Raw genomic sequence first — 12244 nt, 5'->3', positions numbered from 1 at the left:
TTGCGTATGGCTTAAAGCAATAACTCTGGGCCAATCTGGTAAAAACGACTGGCTGCTTTAACAAGCGCCTGAGCGGTTAATCCCTCTACCCCGTAAATTTCCACTTCAGTGTTAAACTGCTGGACGAGCTTATGCACCAGTAAGTCAAAATCGCCATCGCCAGAGGCTAATACCAGTACATCGCTATGCTGGCCATATTCAATGGCATCCAAGGTAATACCCACATCCCAATCGCCTTTGGCAGAGCCATCTGCGCGCTGAATAAAAGGTTTTAGTTTTACTTCAAAACCGATGGCGCGTAGGATATTTTGAAATTGGCGCTGTTTTTCATCGCCTCGATCAATGGCATAGGCAATGGCTTTCACCACGGTACGGCCCGCCGTTACTTTGCGCCAAAAAGCATTGTAGTCAAAATTACGCTGATAGGCTTCACGGCTGGTGTAGTAGATATTTTGCACATCGACCAAAATGGTCACGCTGTTCATAGTTAGCCTTAACGTGGTGGCGCAAAACTGCTAGAGCTTTACGTGCTGTTAGCATCAATGATGATGAGAATACCGAGCTAAGCTAATCGCCATAAGGATTGGGTGCAAGCTTTTTTGGCGTGATGTTATTTTTCGTGGTGTTATTTCTCATTGCCTTAATTGTAATTGCAGTAGTTGTCGTGACCTTAGTTTAGTCACACACTAAAAGATAAACTTACAGACGCTACTCTTTTTAGGAATCGCTATGTCATTGCCGCGTCCACGCCAATTATTATTAGTCTCCCTGCTTGCTGGGGGGCTAACGATGGCACTCAAAACCCTGGCTTGGTATTTAACTGGCTCGGTAGGCTTTTTATCGGATGCCATGGAGTCGTTGGTAAACGTTGCGGGCGCGGGTTTTGCGCTATGGATGGTCACTATTGCCAGTAGACCTGCAGATAAAGGCCATCCCTTTGGGCACAGCAAGGCCGAATATTTTTCCGCAGCCTTTGAAGGAGGCATGATCTTTATTGCGGCGCTGGCCATTTTTATTACTGCCGCAGAGCGTTTACTCAATCCGCAACCCATCGCTGCGCTGGGGTTTGGTACCCTACTGACGGTGCTGGCCAGTGTTATCAATCTTGGGGTTGGGCTGTTGTTGATCCGTGGCGGAAAAGCCTATCAATCGCCGGCGCTGGAAGGCGATGGTAAGCATTTGCTGACCGACGTTTGGACCACGGCCGGCGTGGTCATCGGGGTCGGCTTAGCCGCCTTCAGCGGATTACATTGGTTAGATGCGCTGGTGGCAATGCTGGTCGCGCTGCATATTCTGCGTGAAGGCAGCCTGATTTTAGCTAAGGCGGTAAATGGCTTAATGGATCAGGCTTTACCGGAAGCTCAGGTGCAGCAGCTTACCGCCCGCTTGGCAGAGCTAAGTGCCAGCGCCCGCGCGGCATATACCAACGATACCCAGGCATTAGCAGCCGATCAGCTGTGTTTTTTACGCTTACGCACTCGTGCAGCCGCCACTCAAGCATTTGCCCAAGCGGATTTGCAGGTACCTGGAAATTGGACAGTCACCCAAGCGCATCAGTTAGCCGATAGCGCCGAACAACAAGCAGCTACGCTAGGCATACAACTAACGCTGCATATTGAGCCCGCCGCGCCAGCACAGCCTAACCCCGCCAGCTAGCACACTTATACACCGAACCGGAGTGCGGTGGATAAAAGTTATACAGCGTACCGGAGTCGGTGGATAAGTTGGGGTTGCTCGGCGTGGGAGAACAAGGTAGTTTAGCCAAATAATAATTTTAAAAAGAGCGCTTTATGTTTGCGACCCTTACCCAGATAGGTTTACCCATTGCCTTGATCTTGATTATGATCGGTGTGGGCATGAGTTTGCGCCCAGCCAATTTTCGCGATGTAATGCGGGCACCTAAAGCCTTTTTTGTCGGGGCGCTTGCGCAACTCTTGCTGTTACCGCTTATCGCGGTGATCTTAATTAGCCTGTTTGGCTTGCAAGCGGAGCTGGCGGTAGGTTTGTTTATTTTGGCGCTATGTCCAGGCGGTACTACCTCAAACCTTTACAGTTATCTGTGTAAGGCGGATGTAGGCTTATCGGTATCTTTGACTGCGATGCTGGGGTTAATTACCCCTTTTACCCTGCCATTATTAGCCGCTTGGGCCATCGATTTTTACTTAGGCGCCAGCACTACTATTGAGCTACCGCTTTTAAGAACCTGGTTAACCTTAATGCTGATTAGCGTGATGCCAGTCTTACTCGGTATGTGGTTACGCGCCAAATGGCCAAGCTTATCGCTGCGCGCTCAGCCGATTATCAGTCGTTTTTCGGTAGTCGTATTAATGGCATTGATTCTCAGTATTGCCATCGATTTGGGCGGCGATTTTTGGCACTTTATGTTGCTTAGTGGGCCTGCAGCACTGACTTTAAATGTCGTGACCATGGTTGCGGGGTATTTGTTAGGCCACTATATCCTGCACAACGATCAACAAGCCCGTACCATTTGCCTAGAGGTGGGCTTACAAAATGGTACTCTTGCGTTAATGATCACCACCGGCATTTTACAAAATAACGCCATGTCGATAGCACCGAGTACCTACAGTATTTTGATGTTTGTTACCGCCAGCCTGTTTACGGTGTGGGTATTAAGTCGAAAAGCGAGTAAGGTTGAATAGGCGTTAGCATAACTGAAGCAAGCTTAAGCTTTTGCACAACTAAACCAGAAAATTGCGCCGTGCGGCTGCGCAGCCTGATAGCCAATCTCGCCGCCCATGGCATTGACCAAGCCTTTACTAATAGCCAGCCCCAAGCCTGTGCCTTCTACTTGACGATTACTGCTGTTATCTTCTTGCGTGAATTGGGTAAACAATAAATCAACAAAATTAGCTTTTATGCCAGGACCACTATCTTGAACGTTGATAATTACGTGGTTAATTTGCTCAGTTACTCGAATATGCACTTGTCCTGCTGCTGGTGAAAACTTGATGGCATTTGATAGGAGATTGGCCATCACTTGTTGGAAACGCTGTGGATCGGTAAGGATAAAAAAAGGCGTTTCAGGCAAACTAAGCAGTAACTGGACCCCTTTGGTATTTAAATAATAATGATGCTCCACAATGCTACTTTCCAGTAAAGGGGTTAACGCACAACGCTGCAAGCTAACCTGTACTTTACCACTGTTGATTTTGCCAAAATCAAGTAAGTCATTCACCAAATGTTTGAGCCGCTGGCTGCTATTAAATGAAACCTCGACCAGCTTTTGCGCTCTTTCAGGTAAATCTGCCCGAAAGCGCTCGGATAACAACGTTAAGCTGCCCAGAATGGTGGTCAGTGGCGTGCGAAATTCATGGCTAATGGTGGCGACAAATTCATTTTGTAAGCGTTCTAATTGCTTGCGTTTTGAAATATCGGTAGCCACAACTAACAGTTGACTATCGGCCTGCGCTAACTCGCCGGTTAAAGGACGCAATTGCAACAGCACATCGATTTCCTGACCGCTGTGCTGGATTAAGCGTGTTTCAAATTCCAGAATAGGCTCAATCACGCTGGTTTTTTGCGCTAACAAGCTAAGCTGCTGCTGCAGCCTAGCGTGACCCGCTTGCGCTAAGCCCTGCTGACTCATCAAGTCAGCAAACCGCTCACCCAACAACTGCTGCTTGCTAACGCCAAGCAGCGGCATAACGCCAGCGTTGGCAAATTGCACCATGCCATCTTTATCAAGGGTAATAATGGCAATATCGGCAGCCGCATCTAAAATGTTCTGCAGCCGACGCTTATGCAGACTAATTTCTTGCGCATAATCTGCTGTTTGTTGTCGCGCTTTCAGTAGCTCTTGCTCAAAGGTGACTCGCTGTAACGCCGGCAGCAGCACCCAGCGGTAACAGGCTTGCTGGGCAAACTCTCCGGCCGCCACATTCAGCAAGATTGGCACGACCTTATGTTCTTTACTCTGAATTTGCAGATAAAACTCGTTTACCTCTCCTTGCTTGCGCAGCATTGGCCAAAGATGCGTTTGTAAAAAAATTTTCGAAGCGGGAGGGAATAATTTATCTATATTTGCGGGGATAGTGTCAGGCTCAGCTAAAAAGGCGGTTTTAGCAAGCTGGTTAATAAAGACGATCTGACCAAATGGATCGGTAATGATTACCGCACAGGGCAAGGCGTCTAACTCTGGCTGCTCGCTCACAAAATCTGCCGCTCAGCTAAGTAATCTGAGATGGCCGCAATCACTAAGTCGGGGTGACTCATATGAGCGGCATGCCCCGCAACGGGCAGCGTGATTAACTGACTATTGGCGAGCTGGGTTTGCAAGTATTGCCCCACCACTGGCGCAGCCAGCACATCATCTTGATGCTGTAAGATCAGACTAGGTACAGTTAACTTGGCAAAATCTACGCGGTTATCCGCAAAGAACGTGGCTTTCGCAAACTGCTGCGCTACTATTGGATCGGTTGAACAAAAACTGTCTGACAAGGTGCCTGCAATCTGCGCGTCATTGTCGGCGCCCGCCACTACCGGTGCCAGATAAGCCGCCCAGCCTAGGTAATTTTGCGCCATTAAGGCGAGTAAAGCGTCTAAGTCGCTGCGCTCAAAGCCACCAAAGTAACTAGGAGGATCATTTAAGAAGCAAGGCGAAGGGCCTAAAAAAATCATCTCGCGAAATAGCCCAGGACGCGCCAGCGCCGCAAGTACGCCAATGCTACAACTGACCGAATGGCCAACAAAAATCACCTCACGATCTACCCCGAGCTCAGCACAGATCTCCAAAATATCTTGTGCATAGCCCTCCAAGCTGGCATAGCGCACCATATCATAGCTCGCCAGATCGGATTGGCCACTGCCGACATAATCGAACAAGATTTGATAGGTTTGCGGGGCAAACGCCGCTGCTACAGCATCCCACATGGTTTGATTACAACCAAAACCATGAGCAAAAAGCATTACCGGTGCTTTGCTATCACCCATTAAACGCACATTATTACGTGATAATACCGACATCTTTTGTCCCTATCAGTAAGCTATACTTTACATTAGCATACTCTGACAAGGCTCGGGTTAAATCACCCCATTAATTATGGTGATTATTCCTAAAATGATAAACACCGCACAGGCCGCTCGACGGGCCCAATCTAACGAAATTTTTTGCAGTAACCAGCTACCGGCATAAATCACCGGTACATTGGCGGCTAACATGCCCAAGGTGGTGCCCCAAATCACCATCCAGACCGCTTGTTCAAAGCTGGCCGCTAGAATTACCGTGGCAATTTGCGTTTTATCACCAATTTCCGCTAAGAAAAACAGCACACAGCTGGCAGCGAAGGCACCGTATTTCAGCACCGCTGTATCTTCACTGTCGTCTTTATCCGGGATTAATAACCAAAGCGCCACCGCAATAAAGGAGCCACCCAATAACCAAGGCCCCCAGGCGGCAGGAATAAATTGCGCCACCCAAACCCCAAGCCAGGCCGAAGCCGCATGATTGAGTAAGGTTGCCACTAGAATACCCATGATAATCGCAGTTTTATTGCGAAAACGAGCGGCTAAGAACAGCGAAAGCAGTTGGGTTTTATCGCCAATTTCGGCAATAGCGACAGCGGTAAAAGATGAAAAAAGGGCTTCCATAATATCCTGCAAAAGTGCGGGATATTATAGACAAAAGACACAGCCTGACTCCCGCGTTGGATCAGCACTATGTCTTAAGTCTCATCACACAAGCAGTTAATGATTAACAGCTTGCTGCTTATACCATGTGCATGTGGCACAAGTATGTTGATATAAGCGCCTGGCGGCAGATTACTCCCTTAAAGACGGCGCAATTATAACGACTGCCTTTAAAAATGCAACCGTCACTCCGCTCGCCTAAGCGCGCCGAACACCGCTTATGCCCGGCGCAGTATGCGGCGCTGCCATTGCTGGCTGCGGCTGACTAAGCGGCTACTGGCAGTGCGCAGCTTAATTAACGCATAGTAATTCAGGGGAACCAGTAATAGACTGGTCAAGGTCGAGAACACTAAGCCGCCAATAATAGCAATGGCCATTGGCGCGTAACTAGGCCCATTACCGCCGATGGCGGTGCCGCCTAAAGCCAGTGGCACTAAGCCTAACACGGTAGTGGCTACGGTCATTAAAATCGGTTTTAGCCGTGCGATCGACGCGCCAATAATCAAGTCAATTAACGGTAAATGCGGCAGCAACACCCGATCTTGATTAATCCTATCTACCAACACTATGCCATTATTGACGACGATGCCCATTAGCACCAGCATGCCAATCATCCCCATAACTTCTAGCCCAGTGCCGGTGAGCCAAAAGGTCCAGAACACCCCCACAAAGGAGAACAGCAGGCTACCAATGACGGCATTGGGCAGCAGTAAAGACTCAAACAATGCTGCCATCACAATATAAATCATCGCTAGCGCCAGCAGCATATTGATGATCATCACTTGCTGCTCTTCGTTTTGCCGCACAAAACCACCCTGATAAGACCAACGATAGCCCTCAGGTAACTGTACTTGTTGCATTAGCTGGTCAATTTCTACTTTGGCCTGATCCACGCTGATATCCTTAGCCAGCGCCAGTTGCAAAGCAACACCCGTTTCGCGATTAAAGCGCCGAATCGATTGTAAGCGCGGCACCGTTTGCAAATCGGCCACTTGCGACAATGGAATACTGATCCCCTGCACTACCGCGACCGGTAAAGCCGCTAGCTCCGCCTGCGAATGACTGATCTGCTCATCATAAATCAACCGAATCAGCAGCTCGCCTTGCTCAGCACTTCGAAAAGTACGTAAATTCACACCTCTTAAGGCCAGTGACGTGCTTTGTGCCACCGCTTCTGCTGATAAGCCTAACCGCTCTAATTCGGCACGTTTTAGGCGAATTTGAATTTCTTGCTGGCCACGCGTCAGATCGGAGCTGACCTCTGCCAGCGTGGGTAAGCTCTGTAAGGCAGGTTGTAAATCACTGGCCAGTTGCAATAAACGCTCGGTCGAAGGCCCAAATAAGTTTACGCGCAGCGCGGTATTGCGGTTACCCCAACCAAAGCCCGGCCGCGCGCGGACTAACGTTGGCCAAGCACTGCGGATTTGCTCTTTTAGTTCACTCAGAGGAATGGGTAAATCCTCTTGCAGCATCACCGTTGATTGGGCAGAGCCCGCGCGATAATAGCTATAGACCGACTCGATATAAAACCGATCTTTATTCTCGTACAAAAATGCTTCCATGGCAGTCACTTCAGCACGTACTTCTTCTAGGCTGTAATTACCTTGAATGTTGTAGTTAATAAACAAACGCCCACGATCTTCTTGATCACTGCTGTCATTGCCGACTTGAGAAAACGGGATAGCGGTACTCGCCAGCGTTAACAAAGCCAGTGCTGTGGCCGTTTTTGGCCATAACATCACTTTGGTTAAAGCACTTTTATAATACCGTTCTAACCGCGTCACTTGGGGCTCTTTCACTTCAGGTACTTTAAGTTTGGTCGTGAGCAGTGGAATTAAGGTTAACGCCAATAACAAGGAAATCGCCAGGCACAAACAAATCGCGATGGCGACATGTTCTAAAAAGATCGTCAGCTGCATTTTTTCGCCAATAATATTTGGCAAAAACACAATGGCAGTAGTCGCTGTTCCAGCTAACACGGCCAACCCGACTCGCTTCACACCGCGTTCAGTCGCCGCGCGCACATCGCCCCCGGCGGCACGCTCACGGAAAATACTTTCGGTGACCACCACGGCATTATCTACCAGCATACCAATGGCTAACATTAAGCCCATCATGCTAAGGATATTTAGGCTGTAGCCCAAAAAGTACATGGCGCCTAAGGCTACAATAAGCGCAGCAGGCACCGACAACACCACAATCAGTGTCGTGGTGAGGTGGCGTAAAAACAGATACAGCACGATAAAAGACAACAGCGCCCCGATAGCACCGGCTTGCAATAAATCGCTGAGCGACTTAGTAACGCTATCGGCTAAATCGTCCATCACATACAAGCTAATGCCGTTAAAAGCAGGGTTATTATCAGCGGCAAGCACAATTTTCATGGCCGCACCGGCCACATCGACCAGATTCGCGCCTGACTCTTTAAACACATTCATGCCTACCGCGTAGGTTTGGTCTAAATGCCGACCATCTTCTTGTTTGGGCAATTCCAACTCAATACTGGCGACATCGCGCAGTTGCAGCCCTGGCCTTACTGGTAAGGCAGCAATCTCTGCCAGCTCACGGTATTCACCTAGCGGTTTGACTAACACGCTCTGCTCGCTATTTCTAAGCTCGCCGGCACTTAGTGCAAAATTACTGCCGCGTAGCTGCGCCAGTAAGGTGGTAGGGTCAACCTGTAAGGCACGCATTTTATCCGGATCTAACCGAATAATAACCTGCCGCTTATCCACGCCATACAGTTCCACTTTAGACACGCCGGGTACGCGCTCTAATGGTCGCTTTATTTGTTGCTCCAGCAAATCATACGCCATAGCGAGATCGCGTTCAGAGGAGATCCGCAGCTGAAAAATCGGCATATCGCTGGTATTAAACTGAAATAACAATACTCGCTCGACATCATCCGGTAACAAGTGGCGAATACTGTCTAAGCGCTCGCGCACCTCTAGGCCCTTGCTGCTGATATTTTCATTCCAACGAAACTCCAACAACACATCGCCACTATTTTCATTGGCATAACTGTTTAGCTCTTTAATGCCGCTTACCGTCGCCAACGCTTCTTCAAGCGGCCGCGTAATTAACCGCTCCACCTCGGCGGGGCTGGCATTCGGGTAAGGCACACTGACATACAGCTCAGGAATATCGATACCCGGAAACATTTCTAGCGGCAGTAAGCGGCTAGATAAACCGCCAAATAAGAGTAGCGAAATAAACAGCATACAAATGGTCACCGGCCGGCTTAACGCCAAGCGGGTTAACCACAGTGGTTTATTATCGCTGCTGGCGTCTACTGCTGATGTGTGTTGTGTTACAGGCTCACTGGGTGGCAAAGGGGAAGTCATAGCGTCTCTCCCTTCGCTTGTGCCAAGGCCGCACTAACCTGCCGCTCTGACTGCAAACTGTATAGCACTGGAATAAACACCAGCGTTAACAAGGTTGCTAAACTTAAGCCAAAGATCACGGTAATGGCCATCGGGGCACGAATTTCACTACCGTCACCGGTGCCTAATGCCATTGGCATTAAGCCTAACACCGTGGTTAAGGTGGTCATTAACACTGGACGTAACCGGCTTTGCCCTGCTTGAATAATGGCCTCGACCATGGCCATCCCTTCGGCACGTAATTGATTGATCCGATCAATTAACACAATCGCATTATTGACCACGATACCGGCCAGCATAATCAAGCCGATAAACACAATCACCGATAAGCGCGTATCGGTTAACCACAGCCCCAGCACAGCTCCCGCGCCGGCTAAGGGTACGGTAAAGAGGATAAGCAACGGCTGCAGTAAGTTTTCAAATTGTGAGGCCATCACCAGATAGACTAAAAAGATCGCCAGTAACAAGGCGAACAGCAAGGAGCTATACGCGCGGGTCATTTCTTCGCTTTGCCCCATTACTGCGGCTTGTTGACCTGGCGCAAGTACCATTTGGCTAAGTACCGCTTGCGCCGCCGCTGTGGCTTGCTCAAGATCACCATAAGCCAAGTTAGCACTGACAATGGCCACTCGCTGTTGCCCGACACGGGTAATTTCGCTTGGGCCAATTTCACGACGAATTTGTGCTACCGCCGACAGCGGTAAGGGCTCGGCGGCACCGGGGTTAATAATCAACTCGGCGAGCTGTAATTCATATTGTCGATATTGCTCGGCTAAACGCACACGGATATCAATTTTGCGATCATTTACCGAGTATTGCCCAGCAACTTCGCCACCAATATAGGTTGCTACACGACGCGCCACTTGCTGTGAGGTCATGCCTAACTGCGCTAAGCGTGCATGATCAAAATACAAGGTAATTTCGGGCTGACCAGGACGTAAGCTGGATTTAATGTCGGTAAAGCGGCCTTCATTGGCTAATCCTGCCATCAACCGCTCTGCGGTATCGGCTAAGGGCACCAGATCATAGCCACTGATCTCGATTTCTAAAGGGGTACTAAAGCTAAAGAGCTGGGGCCGGTCAAAGCGACTGGTGACGCCCGGTAATTGGGCCAAAGTCTGGCGCAAACGGGCTTGAACTGCCTCTTCATCTTCAGGCAAGCTTTCGGGGGTCAGCACCACATGTAAGCGTCCCCAATGACTGCCGCCAATGGCCGGATCAACCGACATTTGCGCGCCGGTACCGGCTAAACCATAACTACGCTCGACTACTGGGAAAGTACTGATTTCTGCAGATAACTGTTTCAGTAAGCCATCGGTTTGCTCAATCGCCGAGCCAACGGGTAATTGCACATCGACATAAAACTCGCCTTGGCTTAATTGCGGGATCACATCGGCACCGAGTCTGGGCAATAAACTAAAGCATAACCCGGCTAAACCTAAGGTCAGGACTAAGGTAAAGACTTTGGCCTTTAAAGCGGCCTGCAACAAGGCTAAATAGGCGCGCTCTAGCACTGTTAATAGACCTTGTACCGCTAATACGGCTGGACGTAGCAGCCAAAACAGCCCTTTAGCCAACAGTTTATAAAGCATGCCGAATACTGTGATCAAAGCGACTAACAGCAGATAACCGCCACGCTCGACTAACCGAAACGGTAGCAACGGCCAATGATACCAGCGCTGCGGTTTTAACGAGGCTAGCGGCAGTGGTGCATCTTGCTGATCCACTTTACTGCGGCTACGTGCGGCCATGGTGGGGATTAGCGTTAGCGCAACGACTAAGGACACCAGCAGCGCAAAGGTGACGGTTAAGGCTTGATCACGAAACAGTTGCCCAGCTATGCCCTCGACAAAGACCAGCGGAAAAAACACGGCTACCGTGGTCAGGGTAGAAGCGGTAATGGCCATTGCCACTTCGCCGGCACCTTTAACTGCCGCCTCTTTTGCCGAAAGGCCCTGCTCTTTATGCCGTGCAATATTCTCTAATACCACGATAGCATTATCGACCAACAAACCTACCGCTAAGGCAATACCGCCTAAGCTCATCATATTTAAAGTAATATCCTGACCGTACATCAGATTAAAGGTAGCAATCACCGACACCGGGATCGACACCGAGATAATCACAGTCGCCCAGACATTGCGTAAAAACAGATACAGCACCAGCATGGCGAGTATACCGCCGATAATACCGGCACTTTTCACATCGCTAATGGCTTGTTTGATAAACTGCGATTGATCGTAAAGCACTTCAAGCTGATAGCCAGCCGGTAACATTTTACGCAACTCCGGCATACGGCTTAACAATTCTTCGGCCACTTTAACCGAGTTAGCATCACCCTCTTTATAAATAGCCAACTCAATCGCCTGCTGGCCATTGATATAACTAATACTTTGCCGATCGGCAAAAGCATCACGCACTTGCGCCACATCTTTTAAGCGGATTTGGCTGTTGCCCACCGTGGTTAGATACAGGTTTTCAATCTCGGATAAATCAGCAAATTGGTTAATGGTACGAACCAAATAATCATAGGCAGGCGTTTCTAAGCGCCCACCAGCCAAATTGATGTTTTCAGCTTTTAAACGCTGGCTAATTAAACTGATATCCAGCTGCAGTTGGCTGAGCTTTTGTGGGTCAACCAAAATTTGAATTTCTTGCTTTAAGCCGCCATCAGGTCGCACTGCGGCAATGCCAGAGAAGGATTCTAAACGCCGACGAAAGTCCTCTTCCGCAAAGGTTCGCATGGCAACCAGATCGGCTTGCGTCATCTCGGCCTTGGTTAATGACAAGCGCACCACAGGATCAAGATTAGGGTTAAACCGTAACACCAGCGGCTTATCAACATCGAGCGGTAAAAACAGTACATCCAGTTTTTCGCGCACTTCTAACAGCGCCAAATCCATATCGGTGCCCCAGTCAAACTCAAGCACCACATCAGAGCGGCCAGCGCGCGATACCGAGGTGACTTTGCGAGCGCCTTTTACTGTGCCTAAGGCTTCTTCGACCGGCTTACTGACTAACTGCTCGACTTCGGCAGGGGCTGCACCTAGGTAAGTGGTGCGTACGGTTAAGCTGGGGTAGGATAAATCGGGCAGCAAATTAACGGCAATACGGCCAACCGAGACTAAACCAAATAACAATACGGCGAGCGTGAACATCCAAACCGTGACTGGGCGAGCGACGGCGGTATTAACTAATTTCATCAGAAACGTCCT

The 12244-nt window shown here is 49.3% G+C and carries 8 protein-coding genes; 2 read left to right on the top strand and 6 right to left on the bottom strand.

What is annotated here, in order from left to right; translation table 11 throughout:
* Positions 1–11 precede the first annotated feature (11 nt).
* Positions 12–485 carry an NYN domain-containing protein gene (locus tag ACO1PK_RS13190; protein WP_423186070.1) on the bottom strand — a complete coding sequence of 158 codons (474 nt, stop codon included), beginning with the start codon at positions 483–485 and terminating at the stop codon, positions 12–14.
* Between the two features lie 244 nt (positions 486–729).
* Here ACO1PK_RS13190 and ACO1PK_RS13185 point away from each other — a divergent pair, with 244 nt between their 5' ends.
* Together ACO1PK_RS13185 and ACO1PK_RS13180 are read left to right on the top strand one after the other, a co-directional pair.
* On the top strand, positions 730–1656 hold the full coding sequence (locus ACO1PK_RS13185) for a cation diffusion facilitator family transporter (protein ID WP_423186069.1): 927 nt from the start codon (positions 730–732) through the stop codon (positions 1654–1656).
* A 134-nt stretch (positions 1657–1790) separates the two neighbouring features.
* On the top strand, positions 1791–2660 hold the full coding sequence (locus ACO1PK_RS13180) for a bile acid:sodium symporter family protein (protein ID WP_423186068.1): 870 nt from the start codon (positions 1791–1793) through the stop codon (positions 2658–2660).
* A gap of 23 nt (positions 2661–2683) precedes the next feature.
* Here ACO1PK_RS13180 and ACO1PK_RS13175 read toward each other — a convergent pair whose 3' ends face one another.
* From ACO1PK_RS13175 to ACO1PK_RS13155, 5 genes are all read right to left on the bottom strand, one after another.
* Positions 2684–4171 carry a sensor histidine kinase gene (locus ACO1PK_RS13175; RefSeq protein WP_423186067.1) on the bottom strand — a complete coding sequence of 496 codons (1488 nt, stop codon included), beginning with the start codon at positions 4169–4171 and terminating at the stop codon, positions 2684–2686.
* On the bottom strand, positions 4168–4983 hold the full coding sequence (locus ACO1PK_RS13170; RefSeq protein ID WP_423186066.1) for an alpha/beta fold hydrolase: 816 nt from the start codon (positions 4981–4983) through the stop codon (positions 4168–4170). Before ACO1PK_RS13170 ends, ACO1PK_RS13175 begins: the two co-directional genes overlap by 4 nt.
* A 57-nt stretch (positions 4984–5040) precedes the next feature.
* Positions 5041–5607 (bottom strand): TMEM165/GDT1 family protein, encoded by a 567-nt coding sequence (locus ACO1PK_RS13165; RefSeq protein WP_423186065.1) that lies wholly within the window; start codon positions 5605–5607, stop codon positions 5041–5043.
* A gap of 257 nt (positions 5608–5864) precedes the next feature.
* Positions 5865–8990, bottom strand: coding sequence for an efflux RND transporter permease subunit (locus ACO1PK_RS13160; RefSeq protein ID WP_423186064.1), 3126 nt, complete (start codon positions 8988–8990; stop codon positions 5865–5867).
* Positions 8987–12232: an efflux RND transporter permease subunit gene (locus ACO1PK_RS13155; RefSeq protein WP_423186063.1), complete on the bottom strand. Its 3246-nt coding sequence runs from the start codon at positions 12230–12232 to the stop codon at positions 8987–8989. Before ACO1PK_RS13155 ends, ACO1PK_RS13160 begins: the two co-directional genes overlap by 4 nt.
* Between the last annotated feature and the right edge of the window lie 12 nt (positions 12233–12244).

This window comes from Alishewanella sp. d11 (assembly GCF_049390205.1).
Classification (GTDB): Bacteria; Pseudomonadota; Gammaproteobacteria; order Enterobacterales; family Alteromonadaceae; genus Alishewanella.
Note: the sequence above shows the minus strand (reverse complement) of the source record. Positions and strands in the feature narration are given on the sequence as shown.